General features: G+C 31.9%; 15 protein-coding genes. 6 read left to right on the top strand and 9 right to left on the bottom strand.

Annotated elements, in window-relative coordinates:
* Window positions 1-123: 123 nt before the first annotated feature.
* Window positions 124-1,464 carry a hypothetical protein gene (locus tag AC3IPI_RS12925; RefSeq protein WP_489153142.1) on the bottom strand — a complete coding sequence of 447 codons (1,341 nt, stop codon included), beginning with the start codon at window positions 1,462-1,464 and terminating at the stop codon, window positions 124-126.
* A 117-nt stretch (window positions 1,465-1,581) separates the two neighbouring features.
* On the opposite strand from AC3IPI_RS12925, the gene AC3IPI_RS12930 reads away from it, so the two are divergent.
* Window positions 1,582-2,637, top strand: coding sequence for a WD40/YVTN/BNR-like repeat-containing protein (locus tag AC3IPI_RS12930; protein WP_489153144.1), 1,056 nt, complete (start codon window positions 1,582-1,584; stop codon window positions 2,635-2,637).
* Window positions 2,638-2,702: 65 nt separating this feature from the next.
* On the opposite strand, the gene AC3IPI_RS12935 is transcribed toward AC3IPI_RS12930, so the two are convergent.
* The 4 genes from AC3IPI_RS12935 to AC3IPI_RS12950 form a co-directional block, all read right to left on the bottom strand.
* Window positions 2,703-3,161, bottom strand: a complete 459-nt coding sequence (locus AC3IPI_RS12935) for a hypothetical protein (RefSeq protein WP_039113993.1) — start codon at window positions 3,159-3,161, stop codon at window positions 2,703-2,705.
* Window positions 3,162-3,188: 27 nt separating this feature from the next.
* A complete protein-coding gene (locus tag AC3IPI_RS12940; protein ID WP_489153146.1) occupies window positions 3,189-3,602 on the bottom strand; it encodes a hypothetical protein in 414 nt (137 codons plus the stop codon).
* A gap of 33 nt (window positions 3,603-3,635) precedes the next feature.
* The gene (locus AC3IPI_RS12945; protein WP_039118962.1) at window positions 3,636-4,178 is read right to left on the bottom strand and encodes an RNA polymerase sigma factor; all 543 of its coding nucleotides are present in this window, start codon (window positions 4,176-4,178) and stop codon (window positions 3,636-3,638) included.
* A 64-nt stretch (window positions 4,179-4,242) separates the two neighbouring features.
* Window positions 4,243-5,370 carry an SRPBCC family protein gene (locus AC3IPI_RS12950; RefSeq protein WP_489153149.1) on the bottom strand — a complete coding sequence of 376 codons (1,128 nt, stop codon included), beginning with the start codon at window positions 5,368-5,370 and terminating at the stop codon, window positions 4,243-4,245.
* Window positions 5,371-5,646: 276 nt separating this feature from the next.
* Here AC3IPI_RS12950 and AC3IPI_RS12955 point away from each other — a divergent pair, with 276 nt between their 5' ends.
* Window positions 5,647-7,683 carry a dipeptidyl-peptidase 3 family protein gene (locus tag AC3IPI_RS12955; protein WP_489153151.1) on the top strand — a complete coding sequence of 679 codons (2,037 nt, stop codon included), beginning with the start codon at window positions 5,647-5,649 and terminating at the stop codon, window positions 7,681-7,683.
* Window positions 7,684-7,746: 63 nt separating this feature from the next.
* Here AC3IPI_RS12955 and AC3IPI_RS12960 read toward each other — a convergent pair whose 3' ends face one another.
* Window positions 7,747-7,935, bottom strand: a complete 189-nt coding sequence (locus tag AC3IPI_RS12960) for a hypothetical protein (protein ID WP_035624553.1) — start codon at window positions 7,933-7,935, stop codon at window positions 7,747-7,749.
* Window positions 7,936-8,017: 82 nt separating this feature from the next.
* On the opposite strand from AC3IPI_RS12960, the gene AC3IPI_RS12965 reads away from it, so the two are divergent.
* Window positions 8,018-8,401, top strand: coding sequence for a pyrophosphohydrolase domain-containing protein (locus AC3IPI_RS12965; RefSeq protein WP_039113924.1), 384 nt, complete (start codon window positions 8,018-8,020; stop codon window positions 8,399-8,401).
* A gap of 134 nt (window positions 8,402-8,535) precedes the next feature.
* On the opposite strand, the gene AC3IPI_RS12970 is transcribed toward AC3IPI_RS12965, so the two are convergent.
* Both AC3IPI_RS12970 and AC3IPI_RS12975 read right to left on the bottom strand, forming a co-directional pair.
* The gene (locus AC3IPI_RS12970; RefSeq protein ID WP_489153154.1) at window positions 8,536-9,675 is read right to left on the bottom strand and encodes a lactonase family protein; all 1,140 of its coding nucleotides are present in this window, start codon (window positions 9,673-9,675) and stop codon (window positions 8,536-8,538) included.
* Between the two features lie 77 nt (window positions 9,676-9,752).
* Window positions 9,753-10,823, bottom strand: coding sequence for a branched-chain amino acid aminotransferase (locus AC3IPI_RS12975; RefSeq protein WP_039113926.1), 1,071 nt, complete (start codon window positions 10,821-10,823; stop codon window positions 9,753-9,755).
* A gap of 305 nt (window positions 10,824-11,128) precedes the next feature.
* On the opposite strand from AC3IPI_RS12975, the gene mnmC2 reads away from it, so the two are divergent.
* Window positions 11,129-11,794: a tRNA (5-methylaminomethyl-2-thiouridine)(34)-methyltransferase MnmC2 gene (gene mnmC2, locus AC3IPI_RS12980; protein WP_489153156.1), complete on the top strand. Its 666-nt coding sequence runs from the start codon at window positions 11,129-11,131 to the stop codon at window positions 11,792-11,794.
* A 167-nt stretch (window positions 11,795-11,961) separates the two neighbouring features.
* On the top strand, window positions 11,962-12,159 hold the full coding sequence (locus tag AC3IPI_RS12985; protein WP_039113928.1) for a hypothetical protein: 198 nt from the start codon (window positions 11,962-11,964) through the stop codon (window positions 12,157-12,159).
* A gap of 32 nt (window positions 12,160-12,191) precedes the next feature.
* Here AC3IPI_RS12985 and AC3IPI_RS12990 read toward each other — a convergent pair whose 3' ends face one another.
* Window positions 12,192-13,133: a LysR substrate-binding domain-containing protein gene (locus tag AC3IPI_RS12990; protein WP_039113929.1), complete on the bottom strand. Its 942-nt coding sequence runs from the start codon at window positions 13,131-13,133 to the stop codon at window positions 12,192-12,194.
* A 111-nt stretch (window positions 13,134-13,244) separates the two neighbouring features.
* Here AC3IPI_RS12990 and AC3IPI_RS12995 point away from each other — a divergent pair, with 111 nt between their 5' ends.
* Window positions 13,245-13,730 (top strand): Dps family protein, encoded by a 486-nt coding sequence (locus tag AC3IPI_RS12995; protein WP_489153159.1) that lies wholly within the window; start codon window positions 13,245-13,247, stop codon window positions 13,728-13,730.
* Window positions 13,731-13,754 lie beyond the last annotated feature (24 nt).

The raw sequence follows: 13,754 nt of genomic DNA on the forward strand, positions 1-13,754 counted from the left end.
TTATAAAAGTCGCGTCAAATTTACTGTTTTAAAACAAATTAACATCAAATTATGAAGAATAAAGATAAAAAAAACACGATCGTTAAATCGTGTTTTTATTTTCGTCTGATAAGTGTATTAAAATTAGCCTCTTCTATTGCCACTTCTTTCAGAAGAGCCACTTTGTCTTGGGCTTGAATCACCTCTGGAAACGGAACTTGATCTTTCGTTTCCAGAGCTTTGAGGACTTGATTGCCTAGCTGAACTAGTTCTGCTTTCAGAATTCCCTCTTGATGATTCCGTTCTTTGAGAGGAGTAATCTCTTGTAGCACTTCCTCTATTTTGAGTATAATCTCTTGCAGTTTCTGTTCTTTGTGTAGGCGTTACCGTAGTAGAACTTGGTCTGTTTTGAGTATAATCTCTAGTAGTTTGTGTTCTTGGGGTAGGCGTTACTGCGGTAGAACTCGTTCTGTTTTGAGAATAATCTCTTGTAGTCTCTGTTCTTGGAGTAGTGGTATTTCCTCTATTGTAATCTCTAGTAGTATTTGTTCTATCTACAGTTGTTCCTGTTGAGTTTGTTCTGTTTTGAGAATAATCACGACTTGGTCTTGCTGTAGAGCTGTTATCTCTAGATGTACTACTTGTTCTGTTTTGAGAATAATCTCTATTAGATGTTGCAGTTCTATCAGTAGTTCTGTTAGTGTTAGAATAGGTGTTTCCTCTTCTGTTTGTTTCTCTACTAGCAACACGTCTTTGATCTAACTCGTATCTGTTGCTTACATTACTATTACGTTGAGCAAACCCATTGTTAGGATTACGTCTTTCGTATCCGTAAGAACGATTAGAGTTATATATTACAACAGCTGTATTACTTCTTCTAGAACTTACATAGTTGTAATGATTGTTTACATTAATGCAAATATTAACATTGTTTCTATATCTATAAACTGGGTAAGGTCTCCATGCAGTATAATAAGTTGGATAGTAGTTCCATGTCCAGCTTGAATAATAAGGACGATAGTTAGTTACCCAAAATGATGTATATATTACAGGAGCAATAGTATAAACTGGCTCATAGATATAATTTGGACCGTAAATAAAATCGTTTCCAACAACTTGTATGTGAACTTTGTTAAAAGAATCTCTCTCTAAATCAATTGTTGCAACATCTTGGTAAACATCACGATCTAGTACAGCTTGTATGATAACTACGTGAGTTCTGTTTTCTACACTTTCGATTACACGTAAATAATCAACTTGATTATCATCGTTTAAATCTAGATTTGATATTTGATATTTTGGTTCATTTAATCTTCTTTCAAAATCCTGAAGATTTGCAGATTCCCCAAAAATAGAAGCTACGGCTCTTAAATCTAAATTATCACTAATATCAGAGTTTTTAGCATATACAGTAGCTCCAGCTTGAGCTTGCATTGTAGCAAACCCTAAAGATAGTAGGCTTATTAAAAGTATTTTCGTTTTCATGACGTATCGTATTAAGATTGTTATTTTGAATTATCCAATTACTGTGCCATAAAAAATATATTGCGTTTTGATTTTATGTAAATAATTGTATTTTAGCATAAAATAATTTAAAATACCATGAAAAAATTAGCACTCTTTTTAAGTTTTTTTAGTTTCGCTATGTATTGTCAAACAGTAGATTACAAAACAAATAGCAAAGGTTTTCAGTCTATTGAAATCGATACACTGTTTAAAGATAAAATAAGTATTAGAGCGCTAGTAATTGATAAAAATAAGATATGGTTTGGAGCTGATAATTCGCGATTTGGATATTACGATTTAAAGGATAAAGAAAAATATGTAGAGCATATTTATAAGGATACCTTAAAGTTAGAGTTTAGAAGTATTGCTGAAACTTCAAAAAATATTTATTTATTAAGTGTAGCAAATCCAGCTTTGCTTTATCAGGTTTCTAAAGCAACCAAAAAAACAAAATTGGTTTATAAAGAAATTAATGATAAAGTGTTTTATGATAGCATGCAATTCTGGAATGATAGCGAGGGAATTGCGGTAGGTGATCCTACCGAAGATAGTTTTTCGATATTAATAACTCGTGATGGAGGTAATACGTGGGTAAAATTACTTTCGGATCAATTGCCAACAATGGGAAAAGGAGAGGCAGCATTTGCAGCAAGCAATACTAATATTGTTATAAAAGGTAAAGATGCCTGGTTGGTTTCTGGCGGGAAAAGGGCAAGGGTTTTTCATTCATCTGATAAAGGGAAAACATGGAAAGTTTATGAAACGCCTATTGTACAAGGAAAAACAATGACTGGAATTTTTACGGCTGACTTTTATGATTCTAAAAACGGAATTATTGCTGGTGGTGATTACGAATTTCCAGAACAAAATTCAGATAATAAAGCAATTACTACAGATGGTGGGAAAACCTGGAATTTAATAGCTCAGAATTCAGGTTTTGGTTATGCATCTTGTGTGCAATATGTACCTAAAAGCGGAGGGAAAGAAATAGTTGTAGTTGGGACTTTAGGATTGCATTATTCGGCAGATGGTGGCGCTACATGGAAACAATTATCGACAGATTCAAGCTTTTTTACCATTCGTTTCATAAATTCAACTACAGCAATTGCTGCAGGTCATAATAAAATGGTTCAGATTCGCTTTAAAAAATAAAAGAGCCCTAGATAATAAAGTAATTATTATAAGGGCTCTCGGCTGTTGTTATTTTTAAATAGGATTTAGTTTTTACCTGCTTTGTCTCGATATTGGTGTAATAGTTTGCGATTAAAATCATCTTCGGATTTTCGAAGGATTATGATTTTTTTCGCAGGAAGTATTTTCTTTAAACTTGCAATGTATTTTTTGCGCAAAAGGTATAATTCTTCATCGGTACTTTCCATTTGAGAAAGAAGAGCTGCAGCTTCCTTTTCAGACATATTCTTTAAGGTTTCTTCGCTTAATTTTCTGGTATATGATTTCATCTTCTGATGTCTTAATTCATATTGCTTATCATCATAAGTGTTATATATAGGCCAGAATTTTTCTGACTCAGCCGAAGTTAATTCTAATTCGGTTGTTAGGAAAGAAACTTTATATGCTTTTATTTTCTCCCTTTTTTCGTCCATTTTCTCGCTTTGAGCGTAAAAAGGAAATGTAATCAGGAATAGTAATATCGGAAGTATGTTTTTGATTTTCATCTGCATCATTTTTATGTAATTGTTCTTTTATTCTAAAATAAGATGTTCGATATTAGGATTCGAAGCCAGAACATCTTCTATAGCATCATCACCTAAAGCAATATTTTTATCTAAATTGTTAATGTCGTTTGTATCTAACTCATGAATTAAATCGTACTGATTTAAATTTGATTGATAAGATAAGTACGTTTCTAGAGTAGCTTCGTCAAGTTCCTTAGATTTTGTTGTGTACTTATATACTATAGGAACCGTTAATGCAATTACAAGTACGGCAGCAACAGCCATGAATGTTTTTCTGTTTCTTGCAAATAAAGAAATTGTTTTAGGCTCATTTTGTAGCAACTTCTCCTGTAAACTTACAGAGAAATTTTCAAAATAATCTTCTGGAGTTTTAAATCCAGTTTCAATTTTCGGTTCGTTATCTAATTTAAATGCTTTCATGATGTATGTAAGACTTTATTAGTTGTAAAAGGTTTAATTGGATGTAACATGAGCTTCGATTTTTTTTACGGCATGATGATACGATGCTTTTAATGCACCAACAGAAGTGCCTAATATCTCGGCTATTTCTTCATATTTTAATTCTTCAAAATATTTCATTTTAAAAACCAACTGTTGTTTCTCTGGGAGCGTAACAATAGCTTTTTGTAGTTTCAACTGAATTTCGTTTCCGTCAAAAAAAGCATCGGCTTCAAGATTCTCAATGGTTTTATTTTGTAAAGCTTCAGAGGTTATTCCGCTTAGTTTTGCTTTCTGACTTAAAAAAGTCAAAGCTTCATTGGTTGCAATGCGATATACCCATGAAAATAGTTTGCTATCTCCTTTAAATTTATTGAGATATCGAAATACTTTCACAAATGTATTTTGCAAAACATCGTGTGCATCATCATGATTCAAAACAATGTTCCGAATATGATTGTACAACGGTTTTTGGTAAGTAGATACAAGTTTTTGAAACGCAATATTTTGCGTCTTCGGGTTTAATAACTCTTGTATAAATACCTTTTCGTCTGTCAACTTTACTTTTTATATAAGTTAGAATAGCATTATCCGAAAAGGTTTAATCTGCATTTCAGATTTTTTAAAATTCTGATTCCTCTTCTTTTGCAGGAGGAGGGGTATGTACAGGAGTATGTGTTGGAGTTACTTCTGCTTTCGGAGTACGAATAACAGTTCTCTCTACAGGAACTACCTTTGGTTTTATAGGGTAATAAAGCTCTGTTACCCACTTAGATGGATTTGCAATTTCAGCTTTACTTATCGTATAAATTTCAAGATGTGACCAAGTAAGATCAGGGAATATTTTTTGGCTATTAATATAAGCTGTCGATTTTTCTATCGCTTGTTTAGTATGTGAGTAGTCTCCTTTTAAAGTTGTTTTTACAGCTTCAAATGGTTCTAATTTACCAGTTAAGATGTCACTTCCTGAGCTTGTAAAGATTTCTTTTTTGATAGGAACACAAATAGATATTTTTGCTAATCCGCTTGTGGTGTCATAACTATGGTATATTACAAAAGGCTTTCCGTTGGTCTCTATGCCGTTGGCTTCACAAAAAGAAGTTAACTGAGGGACAACAACTCTAACATTTTTGGCAATTTTTCCAATTTCGCTAGTAAACGATTGGTTGATATAAAATGTCTCTAATTTTTTTACAACACCATCTACTTTTACGTCAAATGTGTTAGTTTCATAAACTAATATCTTATCTAAGTTAGCCAAACTTTTCTCGTACATAGTACCGATAACTTTGTCGGCTCCACCATTAAGTGCCGAATATATTTTGAAAAGAAAACTCATTGTTCCTTTAGATTTCCAGGTAACTTTTGTTCCTCCAAGAGTATCTTTAAAAACCCATGAAACATCAGTCAGAGTTCCATCAAAATTCATTTTCTGAGTAATATTTTGTGCATCAGTTACAGCAGTAGTTCTCACATCTCCATTGCCATCATTTCCTGTCCAGGAAAAAGAAGCGTTTACACCAGAGGTTTTTGCAGGGAAAACAACATGAATACTAGGATCTTCAGTAACCCAAGAACTAAAATCTTCCCAGTTTCTATAATCGTTTACAAAGTTGAACAAAGAAACACGTTGTGTCTTTATAACCTTGCTTCTCTCTACCGTAAAATCACCTTTTTGAGTGGCAACAAATACAGTTAATGAGACAAAACTTAATAGTAATAAAAGGAATATATATTTTAAAATTCTCATAGTATCTCGGTTGTTTTCTGATGTAAAGTTATAAATTTTATTAATATCCGACAGGAGATAATAAAAAGTCAAAACTAGGCCTTTTTTGTTAATTTTTCCACTTTTCGTGTAGTTTTATAAAAAAAGTTTTGCAAGAAAAAAGGTAAGAGCAAGATAAAGAAATTTGGCTTTTAAAAATAGCCCTGAGGTAATATTAACGTTGTTTTTTATGTTTTTTTTAAAGAAAACGTATCTTTGGTAGATAATAATTTTTTTATAAACTAAATATCATTAATAATGAAATTACTCAAAGCTGCAGGATTTTTTATGACTGTTGGAGTTTCAGTTCTTTGCAACGCTCAGGTTGCTAACACAACTGTATCGAAAACAAATAATGAGAAAACTTTTGATTTTACAGTAGAGCAATTTGCCGACATTAAAGTATTGCGCTATCAAATACCTGGTTGGGAGAATTTAACGCTCAAAGAACAAGAATTAGTATATTATCTTACACAGGCAGGAACTGCTGGTCGTGATATAATGTGGGACCAGAACTACAAGAATAATTTAAAAATCAGAAAAGCTCTTGAGCAGATTTATGTAAGTTATAAAGGAGATAAAAAAAGCACAGATTGGAAAAATTTCGAAATTTACCTTAAACGTGTTTGGTTCTCTAATGGTATTCATCATCATTATTCTAACGAAAAAATTAAACCTGATTTCTCAAAAGAATATTTTGCAGGTTTGCTAAAAGCTACAAAAACTAAATTATCTCCTGAGGTTACTGCTATTTTATTTAATAATGAAGATAGTAAAAAAGTAAACCTTGATGAGTCTAAAGGATTGTTAGCAGGTTCTGCAATCAATTTTTATGACAAGGGGATTACATTACAAGAAGCAGAAGATTTCTATAAAAAACAAACAAGCCCAGATCCTAAGAAACCTGTTTCTTATGGTTTAAATTCTAAGTTGGTTAAAAATGCCAAAGGACAATTAGAAGAAAAAGTTTGGAAAAGCGGTGGAATGTATGGAGCTGCAATTGACAAAATTATCTTTTGGTTAGAAAAAGCCAAAACGGTTGCCGAAAATAAAAAACAAGGTGATGCAATAGGATTATTGATTGAGTATTATAGAACAGGAAGTTTAAAAACCTGGGATGATTATAATATTGCCTGGTTGCATGCTACCGAAGGAAATATTGACTACATAAGTGGTTTTATCGAAGTATATAATGATCCATTAGGATACAGAGGTTCTTATGAAGGTGTTGTGCAAATTAAAGATTTTGATATGTCGGCCAAAATGGAAGTAGTATCAAAAAGTGCACAATGGTTTGAAGATAATTCTCCGTTAATGCCAGAACATAAAAAGAAAAATGTTGTTGGGGTTTCATACAAAACAGTTATCGTAGCAGGAGAGTCTGGAGATGCTTCACCAAGCACACCAATTGGAGTGAATCTTCCTAATGCGGACTGGATTCGTGCAGAACACGGTTCTAAATCAGTTTCATTAGGCAATATTATCGATGCTTATTCTAAATCATCAGGAAGTGGTAAATTACAAGAATTTGCTAATGACGAAGAGGAAATTGCTTTGGCTAAAAAATATGGTGAACTAGGAGATAAGTTACATACAGCTTTACACGAAGTTGTGGGTCACGCTTCAGGACAAATTAATGAAGGTGTTGGTACTCCAAAAGAAACGCTAAAAAGCTATGCTTCAACTCTGGAAGAAGGTAGAGCTGATTTAGTTGGTTTATACTATTTATACAATCCTAAATTACAAGAACTTGGATTGGTTGATGATTGGAAAAAAGTGGGAATGGAATCATACGATAGTTATATCCGTAACGGATTAATGACGCAATTGGTTCGTTTAGACTTAGGGGCTAATATCGAAGAAGCTCACATGAGAAACCGTCAGTGGGTGAGTGCTTGGGTTTTTGAAAAAGGAAAGAAAGATAATGTAATCGAGAAAATTACTCGTAACGGTAAAACGTATTTTAATATTACTGATTATGATAAATTACATGATTTATTCGGACAGTTATTACGTGAAGTACAACGTATAAAATCTGAAGGAGATTACAACGCAGGAAAAGCTTTGGTAGAAAATTATGGTGTAAAAGTAGATCAGAAATTACATGCTGAGGTTTTAGAGCGTAATAAACAATTTCCATCTGCGCCTTACAGCGGATTTGTAAATCCTATTCTTGAGCCAAAAGTAGATGCTAAAGGAAAAATTATTTCGATAGAAGTAAAACAACCTAAAACATTTGCAGAACAAATGCTGGATTATTCTAAAAACTTTGGTTTTTTACCTTTAGAAAACTAATAAGTAATAGATACTAATAATGAAAATGCCCGCTAGTTTAGCGGGCATTTTTTATGAAATAAATTATCGTTTGAAGAATATTTTTATCAGAAATAAAATGATTATAAAAGCTATAAAAACTAGCAAAACCTTATAATTTCCTTTGTAGAATATTTTGTGAAGACCTACATCTTTTCTGTAGGCAAATATCATTGCGATAACAAAAGCGATAAAAAAACACAATGCAAATATTAATTGTCCCTGACTAAACATATGTTTAAATTTTTTGTGGCAAATTTAGGCAATAGTTTAAGAATAGTTGTTAATTTGGTATATCATTTAATCAAATATAATTATGCAAAAACAAATTGATGCAGTGAAAGAATTTCATACTGCTTTTAAAATTGGACATAGCGAATCGCCAATTGCCGATTTGGGAGAAATAAAAAATGTACTTCGTTACAACTTGATGAAAGAAGAAAATGAAGAATATCTTGAAGCAGTAAAAAATAATGATTTAGTAGAGATTGCTGATGCGCTGGGAGATATGATGTATATTTTATGCGGGACAATTATCGAGCACGGTTTGCAGGATAAAATTGAAGCAGTTTTTGATGAAATCCAGCAAAGTAATATGAGTAAACTTGGGGAAGATGGACAACCGATTTATCGTGAAGATGGAAAAGTAATGAAAGGTCCAAATTATTTTAAACCAGATTTCTCTAAGATTTTAAAATAATAACTACCATTTTGTGGTGAATAAGGTTAACACGAATTTTACGAATTAGCACTAACTTGAGCTGTTTAAATAAACCTCTTTTAATTGGTGTAAATTAGTAAAATTCGTGTTTTATATTAAATACATTCTGCTTTTTAGTATTGTTTTATTTGTACGCAGGAGACATTTTTAATTTTAATCTTTTTGCCAGTTTCTTTTAATAATCCAGTTTCTTTATCTCTTTTAAATACAATAACATTTCCGTTGCCAGTATTTGTTGCGATTAAAAAACTTCCAGATGGATTCAATGCAAATATTCTGGGATGTTCTCCTAAAGTCGATTGATAACCAATAGTTTTCAATGTTCCATCTTCGGCAATAGAGAAAATGGCAATATTGTTTTCTTGTCCTCTGTTAGACGCATACAGAAATTTTCCGTCAGGAGAAATATGAATATCTGAACTTTCGAATCCAGTTTTTAATGTTTCAGGATGTGTGTTTATTCTTTGGATAGAATCTAATTTTCCGTTTTCGTATTTATACACGCTAATAGTTCCTGAAAGTTCTTCGATACAATATCCAAATTTTCCGTTGGGATGAAAAGTAAAATGTCTTGGGCCACTTTCTAGAGGTGCTTTCGCAAAAGGGTTTTCGGCAGTTTGTAAAGATTGACTTTGACTAGAGTCAAATTGATAACAGCGTATTTTATCAGCGCCTAAATCTGGTAAAAAGATATAATCATAATTAGGAGAGAATACTGTAGAATGAATGTGCGAGCGATCTTGTCTTTTGGGATCTACGCTTCCTTCTATATATTGAAAGTTCTGTACAAATGGTTCTATTTTTCCATCTTCGGCAATTGGGTAAACTGAAACACTTCCTTCAGTATAATTACCATTAATAAGCCATTTCCCGTTTTTATGCACGGTTACATAAACTGGGTTTTCGCCTCCGCTTTTTTGACTATTCATAAAAGACAGCGTTTTCTTTTCAGGATTAAATTCAAAACTACTTACGCTTCCGGCATTTGGTGTTTTACTTTCGGTGCAAGCATATACATACTTCCCGTTTGGAGATACAGTGAGAAAAGAAGGATTTGCAATGTTTTTTACAGTAGTAATTTTTTTTAATCTTCCAGTTATGGTGTCTAGTTGGTATACATAAATTCCATTGGTGGTTTTATCCCAATTATACGATCCAAAGAAGGCATAATTATCTTGAGAATACAGATTGATACAGGCAAGAATTGTAGTTAAAAGAAGTATTGTTTTCTTTTTAAACGTATAGGTTATCATTGGTTTGGGTTAGTTTGGTTTAATAAAAAAGGCGATTTTCGTTAAGAAAATCGCCTTTAATTATATAATGTAAGGAATTATTTTACTTGAACAGTCCAGCCAAAAGTATCTTCAGCTAGTTTGTTTTGTATACCAGTTAATTTTTCTTTTAAAAGAGAAGCATAAGAATCATCTGCTTTAGGTAATTCGAAATATTCATCTTTATATGAGAATCCTTTAATAACGCTTATTACTGCAGCAGTACCAGCACCAAAAATTTCTTTTAATGATCCGTCTTTAGCAGCTTCAACTAATTCAGAAGCTAATACAGAACGAACTTCAATTTTTAAGCCTTCTTTTTCTGCAATTGCTAATAAACTTTTACGAGTAATTCCGTCTAGGATTCTTTCACTTGTTGGTGCAGTTAATAAAGTATCGTTTATTCTGAAAAATACGTTCATTGTACCTGCTTCTTCAAGTTTGGTATGTGTTGCATCATCAGTCCAGATTACTTGTTGGAATCCGTCTTTATTTGCCAAATTTGTTGGGTAAAACTGTGCTCCGTAGTTACCAGCAGCTTTTGCAGCTCCGATACCACCATTTGCAGCTCTACTATAGTGCTCAGCAATAATAACTTTTACTTCTCCGGCATAGTATGATTTTGCAGGTGAAAGTAAAATCATGAATTTATATTCATCAGAAGGATTTGCAACAACTCCAGCGCCAGTTGCAATCATAAAAGGACGGATATACATACTGCTTCCGTTTCCTCTTTTAACCCATTCTGCGTCTAATTTTAATAACTCATTTAAGCCATCTAGAAAAATAGCTTCAGGTATTTCTGGCATTGCCATTCTTACTGCAGAAGCATTAAAACGTTTGTGGTTTTCTTCAGGTCTAAAAAGCCAAATAGCGTCTTTATCATCTTTGTAAGCTTTCATTCCTTCAAAAATAGCTTGTCCGTAATGGAAGACTTTTGAAGATGGATCCATTAAAATTGGAGCGTAAGGCTTAATGACCGGTGTTTGCCATTCTCCATTTTTAAAATCGCATTCGAATAAATGGTCTGTAAATACAGCACCAAAGCTTAAGTTATCAAAGTCTACATCGTTTATTTTTGACGAAGTTGCTTTGATGATTTCAATTTTGTTTGTTTGAGTTGTACTCATGATAAAGTATGGTTTTTATGAACTAAAATTCATTGTTTTAAGACTGTAATCTAAAACCCTGAATAGATGTGAAATAAATTTTAACAATTGCAAAATTAAGTAAAAATATATAATTTGGATGCTAAAAAGATATTAATTATAGGGTTTTGCTGTGATTTATTTATTTTATAAAAAAGTTAAATAAAGAGCTTCTTTTTATATAGAATTTATGAAAAAACTATGGTTTTTTAAGGCTTTACGCATTTGTTTTGATTAAATTTGACTTCTAAATAAGACAAAAACAGCATTAATCTGATTTATAAATTGTGAAAAGAGAAATAATTCAAACCCTAGATGGCTCAACTACAATTCATTTGGAAGAATGGGACGAGTGTTATCATTCTAAACATGGAGCAATCCAGGAAACTAAACATGTATTTATACAAAATGGGTTTTCTTTATTTGAGGATAAACCTATTTCGATATTAGAAATAGGTTTTGGAACTGGGCTGAATGCTTTTATTACTTTTTTAGAATCCAATGAAAAAAAGCAGAGCATAAATTATGTTGGAGTAGAAGCTTATCCTGTTGCTGCAAATGAAGTGCTTATGATGAATTATGTTGCCGAATTGGGAGCGGATAATTATAAAGAGGTATTCAAAAAAATGCATGAAAGCAATTGGGATGAAATAATCGAGCTTAGTGATGCGTTTACATTAACTAAGAGAAAACAGTTCTTTCAGGAAATTGATGATGTCGAAACTTTTGATTTGATTTATTTTGATGCTTTTGGATATCGGGTGCAACCAGAGCTTTGGAGTACCGAAATATTCAAAAGAATGTATGATTCTTTAAAACCTAATGGAGTTCTTGTAACTTATGCCGCTAGAGGAGTCGTTAAAAGGAGTATGATTGAGGTAGGATTTACTGTTGAAAAACTTGCTGGACCTCCAGGAAAAAGAGAGATGTTTAGAGCGCGTAAAGTGATGTAAATCACGCTATTTAGATTAATTTTAAATTGCTATATCTGTATTTAAAAAAACGTTTTCGTGCTAAATAAAACAAAAAAATAAGTTAAAAGCTGAGTAGTTGTATGTAAAATGCCTATTTTTACATCGAGTTAAAAAATAATGAGATAACCCCATAATCTTAATTTATTATGTCAAAAATGATGTTTGATTACACGAAATCAATACTTGAAAGAGTAAGTTTCGACCCGGTACTTTTCTTAAAAGAATTAGAGAAAGCTATCAAAACACTATTACCATACGAAATGGAACAATTGCAAGAGTGGTTATTGAATTTTACAATCGGAAAACCCGAATTAAAAGAATGTCTACTAATAGCTAAAGTATAGATAAACAAAAAAGGAACCAATTGGTTCCTTTTTTATTTCTTTTGAATTGGACTTATTATCTGAACGTTTTGAAAAACAATAGCTCCTTTTACAACACCAGCAATTGTGTTTCGTAAGGCATCGATGATTTGAATTTTTAATTCGCTTTTTGGGTAAATTAAACTTACCTCTCTGGCAGGTTTAGGTTCCTTAAAGTGACGAAGCTTTAATTTGTCTGTTTCTTTTAAATCTAATGTATGTAAATAAGGCAACAAAGTTGTGCCCAAGCCTTCGTCGGCTAATTTTATAAGTGTTTCAAAACTTCCGCTTTGTATCTGGAAAGCATTATTTTCTATATCACTACCATTTTTACAAAGATTTAAAATACCATCTCTAAAACAATGTCCGTCTTGCAAAAGCAAGATTTCATTAATGTTTAAATCTGATACTTCGATTTCTTCTTTCTGGAAAATAGAATGTTGTTCTGGTATATAAGCTACAAAAGGCTCAAAGTATAAAACGATTTCTTTTATTTTTTCGTCTTCTAATGGTGTTACGGCAATTGCAGCATCAAGATGTCCGTTTTTTAATTTGGTAATAATTTCATCAGTATTAAGCTCCTCGATTAATAGTTTAACCTTTGGGTATTTCTTGATGAAGTTATTTAAGAACATAGGCAAAAGAGTTGGCATAACTGTTGGGATGATTCCTAGTTTGAATTCGCCACCAATAAAACCTTTTTGTTGTTCTACAATGTCTTTTATTCTATCTGCTTCGTTTACAATATTCTTTGCCTGATTTACAATTTTCTGACCAATTTCTGTTAGTTGTATTGGTTTCTTGCTTCTGTCGAATATCAAGATGCTAAGTTCTTCTTCTATCTTTTGTATTTGCATACTAAGAGTAGGCTGCGTAACAAAACATTTTTCGGCAGCAAGGGTAAAATTTTTGTGTTCAGCTACAGCAAGAACATATTGGAGTTGAGTTATCGTCATTTTTTTAATAGTATTTTCTGATACAAAAATAATAAAATATAATTTTTTTTTATGGCTTTTTCGAAAAACTTATTTTAAATTTACAATTAATAGAATTAAAAATTAATAAGTATGAAAACTAATATTTTAGGATTACCAGTAAAAGAGTCAGAATTAATTGTAAAAGAATTGAATGTCTTACTATCAAATTTTCAGGTTTATTACCAAAACTTGCGAGGAATTCACTGGAACATTCGTGGAAAACGTTTTTTTGATTTGCATGTAAAATTTGAAGAATTATATACAGACGCTCAATTAAAAATAGATTTAATCGCCGAAAGAGTTCTTACAATAGGAGGTACACCACTACACACTTTCGAAGATTATATTAAAAATAATAAAATTGTAGTTGGAAAAAATATCTCGAATGATGAGAAAGCGGTTCATTTAATTGTAAGTTCATTAACTGATTTACTGAAGATTGAAAGAGAAATTTTAAAACAATCGGATGAAATCAATGATGAAGGAACAAATTCTATGATGAGTGATTTTATCTCAGAACAAGAAAAAACGATTTGGATGATGAAAGCGTGGTTAGAAGAGGATTTAGAAAAATAGTATAACTATAAAAACCAGAGTAGC

Source organism: Flavobacterium sp. GL_143, from assembly GCF_057834355.1.

Bases quoted from the DNA above. Each gene is read 5' to 3' on its own strand.
- AC3IPI_RS12925 (WP_489153142.1), bottom strand. From the start codon at position 1,464: ATGAAAACGAAAATACTTTTAATAAGCCTACTATCTTTAGGGTTTGCT.
- AC3IPI_RS12930 (WP_489153144.1), top strand. From the start codon at position 1,582: ATGAAAAAATTAGCACTCTTTTTAAGTTTTTTTAGTTTCGCTATGTAT.
- AC3IPI_RS12935 (WP_039113993.1), bottom strand. From the start codon at position 3,161: ATGAAAATCAAAAACATACTTCCGATATTACTATTCCTGATTACATTT.
- AC3IPI_RS12940 (WP_489153146.1), bottom strand. From the start codon at position 3,602: ATGAAAGCATTTAAATTAGATAACGAACCGAAAATTGAAACTGGATTT.
- AC3IPI_RS12950 (WP_489153149.1), bottom strand. From the start codon at position 5,370: ATGAGAATTTTAAAATATATATTCCTTTTATTACTATTAAGTTTTGTC.
- AC3IPI_RS12955 (WP_489153151.1), top strand. From the start codon at position 5,647: ATGAAATTACTCAAAGCTGCAGGATTTTTTATGACTGTTGGAGTTTCA.
- AC3IPI_RS12960 (WP_035624553.1), bottom strand. From the start codon at position 7,935: ATGTTTAGTCAGGGACAATTAATATTTGCATTGTGTTTTTTTATCGCT.
- AC3IPI_RS12965 (WP_039113924.1), top strand. From the start codon at position 8,018: ATGCAAAAACAAATTGATGCAGTGAAAGAATTTCATACTGCTTTTAAA.
- AC3IPI_RS12970 (WP_489153154.1), bottom strand. From the start codon at position 9,675: ATGATAACCTATACGTTTAAAAAGAAAACAATACTTCTTTTAACTACA.
- AC3IPI_RS12975 (WP_039113926.1), bottom strand. From the start codon at position 10,823: ATGAGTACAACTCAAACAAACAAAATTGAAATCATCAAAGCAACTTCG.
- AC3IPI_RS12985 (WP_039113928.1), top strand. From the start codon at position 11,962: ATGTCAAAAATGATGTTTGATTACACGAAATCAATACTTGAAAGAGTA.
- AC3IPI_RS12990 (WP_039113929.1), bottom strand. From the start codon at position 13,133: ATGACGATAACTCAACTCCAATATGTTCTTGCTGTAGCTGAACACAAA.
- AC3IPI_RS12995 (WP_489153159.1), top strand. From the start codon at position 13,245: ATGAAAACTAATATTTTAGGATTACCAGTAAAAGAGTCAGAATTAATT.